This is a genomic window from Acinetobacter sp. YWS30-1, from assembly GCF_033558715.1.
In the GTDB taxonomy this organism is placed as follows: Bacteria; Pseudomonadota; Gammaproteobacteria; order Pseudomonadales; family Moraxellaceae; genus Acinetobacter.
In genome coordinates, this window is the sequence record NZ_CP114606.1 from 1,124,093 (window position 1) to 1,139,515 (window position 15,423).

At 42.0% G+C, this 15,423-nt stretch carries 13 protein-coding genes and 2 pseudogenes; 11 read left to right on the forward strand and 4 right to left on the reverse strand.

Annotated elements, in window-relative coordinates; all coding sequences use genetic code 11:
* Nucleotides 1-11 precede the first annotated feature (11 nt).
* Nucleotides 12-485: an Lrp/AsnC family transcriptional regulator gene (locus O4M77_RS05195; protein ID WP_034590007.1), complete on the reverse strand. Its 474-nt coding sequence runs from the start codon at nt 483-485 to the stop codon at nt 12-14.
* Between the two features lie 139 nt (nt 486-624).
* Here O4M77_RS05195 and O4M77_RS05200 point away from each other — a divergent pair, with 139 nt between their 5' ends.
* Together O4M77_RS05200 and O4M77_RS05205 are read left to right on the forward strand one after the other, a co-directional pair.
* The gene (locus O4M77_RS05200) at nt 625-2,340 is read left to right on the forward strand and encodes an alpha-keto acid decarboxylase family protein (protein ID WP_323713961.1); all 1,716 of its coding nucleotides are present in this window, start codon (nt 625-627) and stop codon (nt 2,338-2,340) included.
* 44 nt (nt 2,341-2,384) lie between these two features.
* Entirely contained in the window at nt 2,385-3,767 is a 1,383-nt protein-coding gene (locus tag O4M77_RS05205; RefSeq protein WP_323713962.1) for an amino acid permease, read from the forward strand.
* A 39-nt stretch (nt 3,768-3,806) separates the two neighbouring features.
* On the opposite strand, the gene O4M77_RS05210 is transcribed toward O4M77_RS05205, so the two are convergent.
* Nucleotides 3,807-4,958 carry an IS4-like element ISAbe18 family transposase gene (locus O4M77_RS05210; RefSeq protein WP_323713751.1) on the reverse strand — a complete coding sequence of 384 codons (1,152 nt, stop codon included), beginning with the start codon at nt 4,956-4,958 and terminating at the stop codon, nt 3,807-3,809.
* A gap of 279 nt (nt 4,959-5,237) precedes the next feature.
* Here O4M77_RS05210 and O4M77_RS05215 point away from each other — a divergent pair, with 279 nt between their 5' ends.
* The 4 genes from O4M77_RS05215 (at nt 5,238) to pstB (ending at nt 10,073) form a co-directional block, all read left to right on the forward strand.
* Entirely contained in the window at nt 5,238-6,266 is a 1,029-nt protein-coding gene (locus O4M77_RS05215; RefSeq protein WP_004782659.1) for a substrate-binding domain-containing protein, read from the forward strand.
* A 105-nt stretch (nt 6,267-6,371) separates the two neighbouring features.
* Nucleotides 6,372-7,751 carry a phosphate ABC transporter permease subunit PstC gene (gene pstC, locus O4M77_RS05220; protein WP_180003467.1) on the forward strand — a complete coding sequence of 460 codons (1,380 nt, stop codon included), beginning with the start codon at nt 6,372-6,374 and terminating at the stop codon, nt 7,749-7,751.
* A complete protein-coding gene (gene pstA, locus O4M77_RS05225) occupies nt 7,751-9,142 on the forward strand; it encodes a phosphate ABC transporter permease PstA (protein WP_180033326.1) in 1,392 nt (463 codons plus the stop codon). The genes pstC and pstA overlap by 1 nt, the downstream gene beginning before the upstream one ends.
* 13 nt (nt 9,143-9,155) lie before the next feature.
* Nucleotides 9,156-10,073 carry a phosphate ABC transporter ATP-binding protein PstB gene (pstB, locus tag O4M77_RS05230; RefSeq protein ID WP_323713963.1) on the forward strand — a complete coding sequence of 306 codons (918 nt, stop codon included), beginning with the start codon at nt 9,156-9,158 and terminating at the stop codon, nt 10,071-10,073.
* A 54-nt stretch (nt 10,074-10,127) separates the two neighbouring features.
* On the opposite strand, the pseudogene O4M77_RS05235 reads toward pstB, so the two are convergent.
* Nucleotides 10,128-11,279, reverse strand: a pseudogene (locus O4M77_RS05235) (IS4-like element ISAbe18 family transposase).
* Nucleotides 11,280-11,557: 278 nt separating this feature from the next.
* Here O4M77_RS05235 and O4M77_RS05240 point away from each other — a divergent pair.
* The 5 genes and pseudogenes from O4M77_RS05240 to O4M77_RS05260 all read left to right on the forward strand — a co-directional run bounded on the left by O4M77_RS05240 (nt 11,558) and on the right by O4M77_RS05260 (nt 14,715).
* Nucleotides 11,558-11,800, forward strand: coding sequence for a hypothetical protein (locus O4M77_RS05240; RefSeq protein ID WP_200230301.1), 243 nt, complete (start codon nt 11,558-11,560; stop codon nt 11,798-11,800).
* Nucleotides 11,801-11,938: 138 nt separating this feature from the next.
* Nucleotides 11,939-12,901, forward strand: coding sequence for a protease SohB (gene sohB, locus O4M77_RS05245; RefSeq protein WP_180033324.1), 963 nt, complete (start codon nt 11,939-11,941; stop codon nt 12,899-12,901).
* A 108-nt stretch (nt 12,902-13,009) separates the two neighbouring features.
* Complete coding sequence (locus O4M77_RS05250; protein ID WP_180012522.1) at nt 13,010-13,432, forward strand: hypothetical protein; 423 nt, start codon at nt 13,010-13,012, stop codon at nt 13,430-13,432.
* A gap of 203 nt (nt 13,433-13,635) precedes the next feature.
* Nucleotides 13,636-14,506 (forward strand): annotated as a pseudogene (locus O4M77_RS05255) (IS982 family transposase).
* A complete protein-coding gene (locus O4M77_RS05260; protein ID WP_323714090.1) occupies nt 14,497-14,715 on the forward strand; it encodes a hypothetical protein in 219 nt (72 codons plus the stop codon). The pseudogene O4M77_RS05255 and the gene O4M77_RS05260 overlap by 10 nt, the downstream one beginning before the upstream one ends.
* Before the next feature lie 59 nt (nt 14,716-14,774).
* Here O4M77_RS05260 and O4M77_RS05265 read toward each other — a convergent pair whose 3' ends face one another.
* A complete protein-coding gene (locus O4M77_RS05265; protein ID WP_323713964.1) occupies nt 14,775-15,410 on the reverse strand; it encodes a DUF2238 domain-containing protein in 636 nt (211 codons plus the stop codon).
* Between the last annotated feature and the right edge of the window lie 13 nt (nt 15,411-15,423).

Genomic DNA, 15,423 nt, shown 5'->3' on the forward strand with positions numbered 1-15,423 from the left:
CTTAAAATATATCAACGTAATAAAGGGCGGGCAGCCTGAAAATCAAAATGTAATTGCTTGAATTTATTTAAGACAATATAAGATTTGATATGGCCGATAAAATTACAGCTTAGTAATTTTTCAGTCACAAAATTTGCCAGTATTTCCAGATTTTTAGCGCCTACTTTTAACATGAAATCTGCATCACCACTTAAAGAAAAAGCTTCCTGAATAGCTTCTTCTTCTTCAATCAATTGTTGAAAAGCGATCTTCGCTGCTGCGTCATGTGTTTTGAGATTGACCTGAACCATAGCCAAAACTGCAATTCCCAAAGCTTCAGGATGAATGCAGGCGCTATAACCCAAAATAATTCCTTTTTGTTCCAGCAGCTGACGCCGTCTAGAACATTGAGAGGCTGACAAACCGATTAAATCTCCGATTTCCTGATTCGTCAGGCGCCCATTTTTTTGCAAAGCCTGGATGATTTTCCAGTCAAATTTATCCATTGCATCCATTGCATTGAATCCTTATCCGATACACGTTTTATGTGTTTTTGAATCATTGTGACTTGCATTATGCACGAAATCAGAAAATGAAATGCAATATTCTGTAATTGAAGCATAATAAGTGATAGGGAAAATAATAATGTTTATGGAAATTGGTCAGTACCTTAACCAGCGCCTGCAAGAACTAGGAATTCAGCATATTTTTGGTGTGCCAGGTGACTTTAATCTCTCCTATTTAGAACAGATCGAAATTGATCCGAAACTGGAATTTATTGGTAACTGTAATGAGCTAAATGCAGCTTATACAGCAGATGGTTATGCGCGTCTACATGGTGTCGGTGCTTTGCTGACCACTTATGGTGTGGGTGACTTGAGCGCGATTAACGGCATTGCAGGTGCATATGCCGAGCAGGTTGCCATGGTGCATATTTCCGGCATTCCACCTTTGCATGCCGTAGAGCAGGGCGCTTTGTTACACCATACCCTGATCGATGGCGATTATGACAATATTATGAATTGCATGCGCGAATTTACGGTGGCACAGACGCGTTTGACTCCAGCCAATGCAGTGAGTGAAATTGACCGGGTATTAAAGCAATGTATTTTGATGCGTCGACCGGTTCATATTCAGCTTCCTTCGGATATTACCCATCTCCAGATTAAAGTACCTAAGCAGCCTCTGGATCTGAGCCGTCCACAGAGTGATCCAAAACTGCTGCAAGAAACTGCGACACGGATAGCCAAACGCATCAAACAGGCACGTCAGCCAGTCCTGCTCATTGACAATGAAGCAGAAATTTTCCAGCTTACCGATATGCTGCAAAATTGGGCTGAGCGCATGCAGATTCCCTATACCTGTCTGTCTACTGCCAAAAATATCATGAATGAAAGTCACCCCTTATATGCGGGCGTTTATGCAGGTGCAGCAAGCGCAGCATCGACCTGTCAGTTGGTAGAGCAGTCAGATTGCCTGATCGCTATTGGGCCACGTTTTACCGATGTTGCCACAGCATTTTTCTCACATCGTGTATCCGCACAAAATATGCTGTATCTGGCGGATTCCTGTCTTTGCTTGGATGGGCAGATGATCAGTGGACTGGATTTAGTTCAATTGATCCAAGCCATCTCAAAACAGACTTTAGATGATCAACCACGTACTTTTAATCCTGCACCGAAACCATCGTTACAAACTCAACAGATCGAAGAAAATACTGCGCTTAGCCAAACTGCACTCTGGCAGCAAATTTCTGAGTTCTTACAGGAAGATGATGTGATTGTGGCAGAAGTGGGCACTGCCAATGCAGGTTTATCAGGATTGACCTTACCTGTGACTGCTAAGTATCTGGTTCAACCGATCTGGGGTTCGATTGGTTATACCTTGCCTGCCTTGCTTGGCAGTATGCTTGCTGCACCACAGCGCCGTCATCTGTTATTTATTGGGGATGGTTCGATTCAGCTGACCATTCAGGAGCTTTCTACCTTATTAAGAGAAGGCTTAAAACCTGTAATTTTTATTTTAAATAATGGCGGCTATACCATTGAACGTTTGATCATGGGTGAAAATGCCAAGTACAACGATGTTCAGAACTGGCAATACAGTCAGTTTGCCCAAGTCTTTTCTGCAGATACCCCGCATCAGGCTCATATAGTCAAAACCCCGGCAGAATTAAAGCGTACACTCGCACAGGTTCATCAGGCTGAGGAATTATGTCTGATTGAACTGCAACTTCCACGTATGGATGCTCCACAACGCTTAAAACAGTTTGCTGAAGTCGTGGCACGCTATGACTATGGTGAATATGGTTATAAGCAGCTAGTCGAGCAGAATACACCTCCCTACAAAAAGGCAATCTAGCAAAATGTAGAAATTAAAAAAAATTGTTCACAAGGAGTGACAATATGGATGTTGAAGATCATCAATTAAAAAAACAGCTTTCCAACCGGCATATTCAGCTAATCGCCTTAGGCGGAGCGATCGGTACAGGATTATTTTTAGGTTTATCACATACGATTCAGCTGGCAGGCCCATCAGTGCTTTTGGGCTATGCCATCGCTGGTATCATTGCATTTCTGATCATGCGCCAATTGGGTGAAATGGTAGTGCATGAACCGGTCAGTGGCTCTTTCAGTTATTTTGCCAATAAATACTGGGGCAAAAAAGCAGGCTTTATTTCAGGCTGGAACTATTGGGTGCTCTATGTCTTAGTCAGTATGGCTGAGTTGAGTGCAATTGGTACTTTCGTTCAGTTCTGGTGGCCGGAGATTCCGACCTGGCTCACGGCACTGGCATTCTTCCTGCTCATGAATGGCATCAATCTGGTCAATGTCAAATTCTTCGGTGAGAGCGAATTTATATTTTCCATGGTCAAGATCATTGCCATTTTAAGCATGATCGGATTCGGGATCTATCTGCTGTTTAGCGGTTCTGCAGGAAGTCAGGCAAGTGTGACCAACTTGTGGAAGCATGGCGGATTTTTCCCTGAGGGCTGGTCGGGTTTTATGATGGCACTTGCCGTGATTATGTTTGCATTTGGTGGGCTGGAGCTGATTGGTATTGCTGCCAGTGAAACCAAAAATCCAGAAAAGACCATTCCAAAAGCAGTGAATCAAATTGTCTACCGTGTACTGATTTTCTATATTGGTGCCATTGGTGTGTTGCTATGTCTCTATCCATGGAATCTGGTGGCGCAAGGCGGTAGTCCGTTTGTAATGATTTTCCAGTCATTGAATAGTCACGGCGTGGCCAATGTTCTTAATTTTGTAGTTCTGGTCGCTGCACTTTCAGTCTATAACAGTTGTATTTACTGTAATACCCGTATGTTGTTGGGTCTGGCTCAGCAAGGTAATGCACCCGCATTTTTAAAGAAAATTAACCGCCGGGGTATTCCGGTGAATGCTGTTCTATTCTCGGCAGCAGTCTCCGGTATCTGTGTATTAATGAATTACCTCATGCCGGGTGAAGCTTTTGGTATTCTGATGCTACTGGTGGTTTCAGCTCTGGTGATTAACTGGCTGATGATTTCACTGACCCATCTGAAATTCAGAAAAGCCATGCAGCAACAGCAGCAGACGACCGCATTCCCAAGTCTGTTTGGCCGCTGGAGTAATTACCTGACGATTTCATTTATCATCATGATCTTAATGATCATGAGCTTTACCAAAGAAATGCAGATTGCCGTTGCATTGGTGCCGGTCTGGCTGCTGTTTTTGACGGTGATGTATGTGATGAAATATCTTAGGAAACCTGTACTTTTACCTGAATCTACTGAACCCACTACTTAAATGAAAAGACCCTGAACAGCATTGCTGTCCCACAATTTTTCACAAGAGGAAGCTCATTTGAGCTTCCTCTTGTTTTATGGGTATTTTATCGGGTGAAAATAAAGCTTTTAAAGTTCTTCTTTCAAACAAATTCACTTGAATTATTCTGAGTAAACGTTGAACTGTCCAACCTGTTTTTCCTAAATGTTGAGCGAAACTCACCAATAAATAGGCGATCATCGCAATCCAGATTTGTGTCTGAATTGCGTTCCTGCTGCGACCTAGAAACGCTTTTAATTTGAGATTCTGCTTAATCGCCTTAAAGAACAGCTCAACTTTCCAACGATCTTTATAAATCGCCGCAATGGTGGAGGCGGCTAAATGAAAGTTATTGCTGAGAAAGCTAAAGTGCTTGCCACTTTGCTGATCTCTATATTCAATTCTTCTTAACACTGGGGCTTTTCTTTTTAGGGCATGTGCGCTATTCAGCTGAATGGTTTCATCTTTTAGAATACCTTTGGATTCAAGCACTGGATGTTGCTGGATCACCTGATACACAGATTTAGGCCTAAAACGTGTGACAAATCCAATGTTTTGAGCAGTCAGATTTGCATACCATTGGTAATCGACATAGCCTTTATCAAAAACTACAATGCTGCCAGCAGGAAACTGGAATTTGCGGCCTTGTACCATGTCATTTTCTTTGCCATTTTCAACTGCAACAAACTCAGGAATATCATTGCTGTGATTCAATCCTATACTGAGTTTCATGCTGGCTTTTGAGTCGTGAACTTTGGCCCATTCACATAAGGAAAGCGACAGGTCAATATGACTGGCATCCAAGGAATACAAGGGATTCTTAAAGCGAAATTTATGAGCGACTTTTGAGTGGTCATAGTATTTAAGCAACTTGTAAAATAGCTGTTGATACAAGGCAGCAGGCTGCTGCTCATTGATTCGTGCCAGCGTGCTTCGGGGAATAGACTTTGCTCCGAGATGACTTAGCTTTTCCTGTTGGCACTCCAAATTGGATTGAATATCTCTCAGACTTTGCCTACAAGAGAATTGAGACATCAATATGGCAATAAACTGATCCCACCGGGAAGCCGCTCTAAATTTCTGTCCAACATGGTGTACTTTAGCAAGTTGTTCAAAATCCTGTCGCACAACAGGTTTAATTAGCTCATGAAATACGGTATTCTGATGTAACAAAACCTGAATCCTGGTCGTTAAAGTGTTTGTTTGCACTCATATTTTAACTGTTAGGACTCAGGTTTTTTTATTTAAAGCAAACTATGGGACAGCAGTGCCCTGAACAGGGTCTTTTTTTATGTCAATAAGGTGCTAACTGTCTATTTAATTATCATTAAAACGTCATAAAGATGTAACCTGTCTGTCATATTCTAAAACCACAATGCATGTATCGAAACAAGTACAAAACTGAATAAAAAGTGGCGTACTCCCAAGTTGTATAAATGAGAGAGATACAGAATGCGCTTTACCAATATTGCCTTAGCTTTAGCTTTAACCGGGGCTGCAGCAACTACAGCAAATGCTGCACGAGATACAATTCAGATTGCAGGGTCTTCAACCGTTCTACCTTATGCCAGTATTGTGGCTGAAGAGTTTGGCAATACCTTTCCGCAGTTCAAAACTCCGGTTGTCGGTTCTGGCGGTTCTTCAGGTGGTTTAAAACAGTTTTGTAATGGTGTAGGGGATAACACCATCGATATAGCCAATGCTTCACGTCAGATCAAAAGCTCTGAATTGGCAGAATGTAAGAAAAATGGTGTGAACCAGGTTCTCGAAATCAAGATTGGTTATGACGGCATCGTCTTTGCTTCAAATGCCAAAAAAGCGGCATACAAATTACGTCCACAGCATGTTTATGCTGCATTAGCGGCAGAGTTGCCGGCTAAGGGTAAAATGGTACCTAACCCATATACTCGCTGGAACCAAATTGATTCATCATTACCGAATGAGCCGATCACGCTAGTAATTCCAGCTTCGAATCATGGAACGCGCGAAGTCTTCCAGGAGAAGATGGTGGATGCAGGTTGTGAATCGTATGCTGCTATTAAGGCTCTAGCGAAAGATGCACAGAAAAAAGCATGTACCAGCTTCCGTAAAGATGGCCGTGTTGTTGAAATTTCAGGTGACTATACTGAAACCTTGGCACGCTTAAAAACCTCACCGAGCGCTGTTGGCGTATTCGGCCTGGGCTTTTACGATCAAAACCGCGACAAGCTACGTGTAGCAACCGTCAACAACGTTGCTCCTTCTGAAAAGACCATTTTAAATGGGGCTTATCCAGTATCTCGCCCGTTGTTCTTCTATGTCAAAGGCGAACACCTGAAATCAATCAAAGGTTTGCAACAGTTCACAGAGTATTTCCTGAATAAAAAAGTATCAGGTAAGGGTTCCAAGCTAGAAAAAGCCGGCTTGATTTCAATGTCAGACAAAGAACGTGCAGCAGTGCTGGCAAACTTTAAGGCTGCAAAAGCCGTAGTAGTGAAATAAAACAGGATTTAGGAAAATGCTGGTGACAGTCGACCTGTCATCGGCTTTTCATAGCAAGCAAGTTTTTTCACAGGCTAAAATCCTTGAAAGAACCATGGAGAATACATGAATCTGCTACTTATAGGTGTGTTACTGGCTTTAATTGCCATCGCCTATCAAATCGGATTAAGTAAAAGCCGGAAACTAGCAGGTCAGGGCAATAATTCTGCGATGCTACATTCACGTCCTGGATATTATGGCGCACTGGTAGCTTTGTGGTGTGGACTTCCTGCATTTTTGATTCTGATGGCATGGAACATTGTTGAACCTAGCCTGCTGGAACAGGTCGTAATTAAGCACCTGCCTCATGATGTTTTGACTCATCTGGATCAAGCCAGTCTGAGTGTGGTCATAGACCGTGTACAGGCATTGGCTTCCGGTTTCGGTGTCAGTGATCAGCCAGCTGCTTATGAACTTGCAGCAGCAGAACAATTAGCTAAATTTTCTACCATCGGTACTTTTGCCAAACTGGCAGTTGTTATTTCTGTGGCTTTGGCCGGTCTGGTCTGGGCAAAAAAACGGATCAGCCAGAATTTTCGTGCACGGAATCAGGTCGAAAAGATCATGAATATCGGGCTGGCCTTGTGTTCTGGAGTAGCCATCCTGACCACACTCGGCATTGTGATGTCGATGTTTGGCGAAGCCATGCGATTCTTCAGCTTTGTCAGTCCACTGGATTTCTTCTTTGGCACCGAATGGGATCCGGGTTTTAGCACCACGGGTCATGCCGAAGGCAGTTATGGATTATTGCCATTGCTGTGGGGAACATTGATGGTCAGCGGGATTGCATTACTTGTTGCAGTCCCCTTAGGACTGATGATTGCGATTTATCTGGCCGAGTACGCATCACCACGCTTCCGAGCTTGGGCAAAGCCGACCATTGAGGTTTTGGCTGGAATTCCAACGATTGTCTACGGTGTTTTCGCCTTAATGATTCTGGGGCCATTTCTTAAAAGTCTAGGTGCTTTGGTCGGTATTGATATTAATGCCACCAGTGCGCTTACTGCTGGCTTCGTCATGGGCATCATGATTATTCCATTTGTTTCCTCTTTATCAGACGACATTATTACCCAGGTACCACGTGCCTTGAGGGATGGTTCTTTAGGTCTGGGCGCGACCAAATCTGAAACGATTCGTCAGGTCGTATTACCAGCCGCTTTACCCGGCATTATTGGCGCTTTTTTGCTGGCTGCATCGCGGGCCATTGGTGAGACCATGATTGTGGTACTCGCAGCAGGAAACAGTCCGCAACTGCATGCCAATCCACTGGAAGCAGTTTCAACAGTGACCATTACCATCGTCAATCAGTTGACGGGTGATACTGACTTTGCCAGTCCGCAGGCGCTGGTGGCTTTCGCCTTAGGTCTTACTTTGTTTGTCATTACTTTGGGGCTGAACATTGTTGCACTGTACATCGTGCGTAAATATCGAGAGCAATACGACTAATGAGTACTTCAAATACAACGCCTGTAGATCAGCCTATTGATCCATCTGTGGCTGCTGAGCAACGTGAAAAGCGCAGGAAGACCATTCAAAGCTCTCTGGCACGACGTCATCGCAAAGAAAAAACCTTTCGTGTCATGGGGCTTTCTGCCGTATTGGCTGGTTTGTTCTTTGTGGTAGTTCTTTTCGGCAGTATTTTGGGCAAAGGTTTGCCGGCATTCTGGCAAAGCAGTATGAGCTTGCCGATTCATTTTGATCCAGCCATTGTCAATATTAATCCTAAACCTAAACAGGCTGCGGGAGAATCCCAGGCACAATTTGAACAGCGTATGGTGGATTGGCAAATGCAGGTCGGTCTGGTTGACTGGGATGCCTTGATTGTAAATGGCATGATTGCCAAAGACAGTAAGCTGGAAAGCCAGCGTGATGAACTGGGCTATTTATATACCAGTTCAGAAGCGTATCGTCTGCGGGATATGGTACTGAATAATCCGGCTCTGGTCGGTCAAACCAAAGACGTAAAAATTCTCGCAGATGCCAATGTTGATGTCTGGCTGGCTGGCAATATTGACCGCGATCTGCCCGATGAACAGCAACAGCTCAGTCCTGAAGTCCGTCAGCTTGCGGATGATATGAAAGCTGCCGGAATCATAGAAAGTAGCTTTAATACCAATATCTTTACCAGTCCGGACTCGCGCAGTTCACCTGCTACCTCAGGTCTCGCAGGCGCATTTATGGGCTCATTGTTCATGATGCTGATCGTGATCTTTATCTCGATTCCGATCGGGGTAGCATCGGCCATCTATCTTGAAGAATTTGCACCAAAGAACTGGATTACCGATGTCGTAGAAGTGAATATTAATAACCTTGCAGCAGTTCCTTCCATTGTCTTTGGTTTACTCGGTGCAGCGATTTTTATTGGCTGGATGCATTTACCACTGTCAGCACCGTTGGTGGGTGGTCTGGTATTAAGTTTGATGACACTACCGACTGTGATTATTACTACGCGTGCATCACTTAAAGCCGTACCGCCATCCATTCGTCAGGCAGCATTAGGCTTAGGTGCATCACGCTTGCAAACCGTATTTCACCATGTTTTACCGCTTGCACTACCAGGTATTTTGACGGGGGCGATTATTGGTGTGGCACAAGCACTGGGTGAAACGGCCCCGCTATTATTGATCGGGATGAGTGCTTTTGTCGCAAGTGTACCGGCTTCACCATTTGATCAATCCACAGCATTGCCGGTGCAAATTTTCCTGTGGCAAGGCAATGAGCTACGTAACTTCTTCGAAGGACGTACTGCAGCAGCCATTATTGTACTTCTGGCCATGATGATCAGCCTGAACAGCTTAGCCATCTGGTTACGTAAGAAATTTGAAGTCCGTTGGTAAGGAAGAGCAGAATATGAATACAGCAAATCCAACTATAAATGCCTTAGAAAAGGATCCGTCTGTGAATCCACAACATACACAATTTACCCAAGATTCTGTGACCCAAAAGCCGGCGACTGCTTTTGTTTCCCAGTTTGATACTCAGGCTGAAAACAAAGCACCGAAAAAGTCAGATCAGGTCAAAATCAGTACCTCAGATGTACATGTTTACTATGGTGAAACAGAAGCAATTAAAGGTATTGATCTGAACATCTATGAAAATGAAGTCATTGCTTTTATCGGTCCTTCAGGTTGTGGTAAGTCAACATTCCTGCGTACTTTAAACCGGATGAATGACACGATTGATCATTGTCGTGTGACCGGTAAGGTGTTGCTGGATCATCAGGATATTTATGACACGAATCTGGATGTGGTATTGCTGCGTGCGCAGGTGGGGATGGTGTTCCAGAAGCCAAACCCTTTTCCAAAGTCGATTTTTGACAATGTCGCTTATGGGCCAAAATTGCATGGTCTGGCACGGGATAAATATGATCTGGAAGAAATTGTAGAAAACAGTTTGCGTAAGGCAGGGCTGTGGGATGAAGTCAAAGACCGTTTAAATCAGCCGGGTACGGGGCTGTCGGGTGGTCAGCAGCAGCGTTTATGTATTGCACGGACGATTGCCGTTTCTCCTGAAGTGATTCTAATGGATGAACCTTGTTCAGCACTCGATCCGATTGCAACAGCCAAAGTTGAAGAACTGATCTCCGAGCTTTCAACCCAATACACCATTGCTATTGTGACTCACTCCATGCAGCAGGCAGCGCGAGTCTCTGATCGGACTGCTTATTTCCATTTAGGTGATCTGATTGAAGTCAACTCGACCGAGAAAGTCTTTACCCAGCCAGATCATCAGCTCACTGAGGCCTATATTACCGGGCGTTTTGGTTAAGAAGTTTGATCTAATGAAAAAAGGGCTAAAAAGCCATTGCTGTCCCACAATTTTTCACAAGAGGAAGCTCATTTGAGCTTCCTCTTGTTTTATGGGTATTTTATCGGGTGAAAATAAAGCTTTTAAAGTTCTTCTTTCAAACAAATTCACTTGAATTATTCTGAGTAAACGTTGAACTGTTCAACCTGTTTTTCCTAAATGTTGAGCGAAACTCACCAATAAATAGGCGATCATCGCAATCCAGATTTGTGTCTGAATTGCGTTCCTGCTGCGGCCTAGAAACGCTTTTAATTTGAGATTCTGCTTAATCGCCTTAAAGAACAGCTCAACTTTCCAACGATCTTTATAAATCGCCGCAATGGTGGAGGCGGCTAAATGAAAGTTATTGCTGAGAAAGCTAAAGTGCTTGCCACTTTGCTGATCTCTATATTCAATTCTTCTTAACACTGGGGCTTTTCTTTTTAGAGCATGTGCGCTATTCAGCTGAATGGTTTCATCTTTTAGAATACCTTTGGATTCAAGCACTGGATGTTGCTGGATCACCTGATACACAGATTTAGGCCTAAAACGTGTGACAAATCCAATGTTTTGAGCAGTCAGATTTGCATACCATTGGTAATCGACATAGCCTTTATCAAAAACTACAATGCTGCCAGCAGGAAACTGGAATTTGCGGCCTTGTACCATGTCATTTTCTTTGCCATTTTCAACTGCAACAAACTCAGGAATATCATTGCTGTGATTCAATCCTATACTGAGTTTCATGCTGGCTTTTGAGTCGTGAACTTTGGCCCATTCACATAAGGAAAGCGACAGGTCAATATGACTGGCATCCAAGGAATACAAGGGATTCTTAAAGCGAAATTTATGAGCGACTTTTGAGTGGTCATAGTATTTAAGCAACTTGTAAAATAGCTGTTGATACAAGGCAGCAGGCTGCTGCTCATTGATTCGTGCCAGCGTGCTTCGGGGAATAGACTTTGCTCCGAGATGACTTAGCTTTTCCTGTTGGCACTCCAAATTGGATTGAATATCTCTCAGACTTTGCCTACAAGAGAATTGAGACATCAATATGGCAATAAACTGATCCCACCGGGAAGCCGCTCTAAATTTCTGTCCAACATGGTGTACTTTAGCAAGTTGTTCAAAATCCTGTCGCACAACAGGTTTAATTAGCTCATGAAATACGGTATTCTGATGTAACAAAACCTGAATCCTGGTCGTTAAAGTGTTTGTTTGCACTCATATTTTAACTGTTAGGACTCAGGTTTTTTTATTTAAAGCAAACTATGGGACAGCAGTGGCTAAAAAGCTCTTTTTTTTATATCCAAAAGTAACCAAAGAATAGAAGATATATCAATTGAATCAGTGAAATGTGGAAAAATAAACCGAATCCTATTGTGCCCTAAATTCTTATAGAATATGCCGTCTTTGACATGGCAGAGCTGTCAAAAGATAGATGTTAAGAAAAGGTTGCATCCGCTATGGAAACACTCAAAAAGATGTCAGTTTTTCTGATGCTGCTGATCGCATTAAGTTTAGGCATTGGTGGTTTGTGGCATCAATTACAAGGCGGCAGCATGTTTTATACACTGATTGGATTGCTGTATGGACTCAGTTTGAATTTCTATTTCAAAAAGCAGGAAAAAGCCTTATATACGAATTCTGCTATATTGCTAGGAGTTATTATCTGGGCAGGTTATCAACATGGCATTAATTTTCTATAGTGCGAATTATTTTTGCTCTACTAGAGCCCCATGGATACTGCTCTGTTTCAGCAATTAAACAACAATATTCTATTGAAAAAAAATCATTTGACCTTATCTTAAATTGAAACCTATATAAATAATTGAGACCCGATTTTTATGTTATTTCATACCCCCAAATTACCCGCTGAAATCCGTATTAGTCATTTGAATGCGCGCATTAATGAGCAACGAAAAAAAATAGCGCAAACAACTTCATCTAAACTGGAACTTTTGCAATTGAGCCAGCAATTGTCAAAAGAAGCGCGTGCGCGTAAGAAAACTAACCAGAAAATCTATGTGCTCGATTTTAAAGGCGATATGGCTGCGTCTGCGGTAGAAAGCCTGCGTGAAGAAATTACCCTGATTCTATCTACAGCGAAAGCTGGTCGTGACCGTATCATTGTACGTTTAGAAAGTCCGGGTGGTATGGTGCATGGTTATGGTCTTGCAGCTGCGCAGCTGGTGCGCTTACGTGAAGCGGGTTTTCATGTGACCATCTGTGTTGATAAGGTTGCAGCCAGTGGCGGTTATATGATGGCGTGTATTGCAAATGAAGTGATTTCTGCGCCGTTTGCGATTGTGGGTTCAATTGGGGTAGTGGCACAGGTGCCAAACTTTAACCGTCTACTGAAAGAAAACAAGATCGATTTTGAACTTTATACTGCGGGTCAATATAAACGTACGGTGACCATGTTTGGTGAAAATACCGAAGAGGGCAAAGCCAAGTTTGAAGAAGAATTGCAACAGACACATGCCTTATTTAAACACTTCGTGGAAAAATATCGCCCACAGTTAAATGTTGAAAAAGTGGCAACGGGTGAACACTGGTATGGTCAGGATGCCCTAGATCTGAATCTGGTGGATAAACTGCAAACTTCTGATGAATATCTGTTAGACCTCTTACCACAGCATGATGTGTATTTAATTCAGACTCGTAAAAAACCAACGCTGGGCGAAAAACTAGGTTTGCAAGCAGCACAAATTGCAGATTCTTTTATCCCAGCAGTGATGAATAAAGTGGTAGATACGCTAACCAAAGCCAATTCAAATCTGGTTCAGATGCGCGATCCTAAACTTTAATTCATTATTCAGTTATGAATCTAAGAGCTCACTTCGGTGGGCTTTTTTATGATCTAAAATCAAATAATTGTGCTATAAATAACTGACTTATAGTGGTTTCTCATTTATATGCTCACGTTTCTTTTACTATTCGGCTTCTTCAGTATCATTTTTATTCCGATGCTATGTATGTTCTATTCTGAAGCGAAATTAACCACTGACGAATCGAAGAAAATTTTATTTTGGCTCAGCTTTCTTCCGGGCACTTCAATCTTTTTGCTTTACGCATTTTTAAAGCCAGATGCTCCACCTGTTATTCCTTCGCAGGACTGTGGCGTGATTCAATTTTACCAATTCAATGCTCGTCGTGGTGGTTACTTTGAGCGTGTCAGCATCCGCTTTGATGGTGCTCAATATAATCGTCATCTATTTTTTGATAAGCATCTAAAGAAAATTCCTCAAGGTCAAAAAGCCTGCTTTGAATATTTAGATAAGTTCAAATATCCGCATTTGGCAGAATCTAAGCTGGTTAAATGGATTGAACCTTCATAAATATCAGCCATGGTTACTGCTCATCAGCTAAAATGAAGCATATTTCCATTAAGAGCAGAAAGATGACCGTGGCTGAAGCATTTTTAGCAATCCAAAATTGTTATTTTAACTAACCCGAATCGCGGATAAAAAATTGACTTGAAAAATAAGAGGACTAGAGCCATCAGTTGAGTTACCACACAAAACTTAAAACTCTAGTCCCGATGTTTAATAGTACCGAATTATTTTGCGTAATTGATGATTTCTTTCTTAAATTTGAAGCAACCTACTGGAATTTCCTTAAACAAAGTCGTCGTTTCTCCAGAGTCCGAACCGCTCACTTGAGTATCTCAGAAATCACTTTTATCGCGATCTGGTATAAATGTTCTCATTTTACTAATTTTAAAGCATTTTTCACATGGTTGAAACAGGATAAAAAATCATTTATTTAAAAGCTTACCCTGTTACCAACGGATGATTCATCTGATTAATAGACATCAATTAGCTCTACACGCTTTACATGTGGCGCTAATGAAAGGCCAAGGTACACAATATTTATGGATTGATTCAACAACTCTGCCAGTTTGTAAAAATCAACGTATTCAACGCCATAAATCATTAGTCCAAATTGCATCATGTGGTAGAAGCTCGATGGGCTGGTTTTATGGCTGTAAATTACATATTGTGATGAATCAATTTGGTGAAATTGCTTGTTCTGCTTTATCCAATGGACATTTGGCTGATATCAAAATGGTTGAGAGACTCGTTCAAGAGATGGAAGCAAAGTTGTATGGAGATCGTGGCTATATTATTCAAGAACTGAAGAGTAGGTTGAAAGAGCAAGGTATTGATTTAATTACCTATCATCGAAAAAATATGCAGGCTATACAACTTTCTGAGTCAGATAAATATCACTTAAAACAGCGCAATAAGATAGAGACTTTATTCAGTTTATTGAAAGGTCAGTACAATTTAGTGACAAGCAAAGCACGTAGTGTTCATGGATTTCTAGGAGGGATTTACGCGCCCTTGTGTGCATATCAACTGATCCATAAAAATAAGCCAACAATTCAAATTATGAAGTCATCGGCTTAAGCAGGATTCGGGTTAACTATGAATTTGAGGAACTGAATTTAGCGGATGACTTCCCAGAAGAGTTGCCTGTTTCTCTACGTGGAATTATGTACAGACATGAGATTCAATATCCCGATGCCACCTATTATATTTATTACAGCGAGATATTGACGGGTAATGAATTGCAAAAAATGAAAGATGATTGGCAGCGATATTGCCCACTTCCATAATTTAAAATAAGAAAATATAAAATCTAAGTCTTTAATTCCAGCAAATAAAAAAGCTCACTTTAGTGGGCTTTTTTATTTACTGGAATTAACATCAATCCACCAGTAAACATCGCCCCAACTGTCGCTAATAATATATCTTTATGGGCATCCCACATATCACCTTGCTGGCCGTTATAACTTTCCGCCTGTTCAGGTGATAAGCCAATGGCGATCAGCCATTCAATCCATTCATAAATCAGACTGGTTGCCATCACAAATTGAATGACTAAAAGAAAAATGGTGAATGGTTTTTGCTGGGGTAACCAGACCTGAAATAGTCGATAAAAAACAGGATAGAGCAACAGGCCAAAAACCAGATGCACAAAACGGTCAAACATGTTGCGAGACCAGCCTATGAGAGCATTTAGGTCAAAGCCAAACAGTGTCTGAATCCAGTCATTATAAGGCACATAAGAATATAGATAATGTGCTGCAACGATATGGATGAATAAAAACAGAATATACAGATTAAAACTAAGAAAACTGAGTCCGATTTTATACAGGCAGAAAATCAGCATACCGATCATAAATAGGGTACCGGTCTGATGCAGTAAATAGGATTGCATTTCCAGAGGCTGAATGCTGGCAACAATGATCGCAGCCACCAAAACCCCCAGGCTGATCAAATGTTTGCCGCTCAATCGATGATCTATCATCTTGTTATCTGTC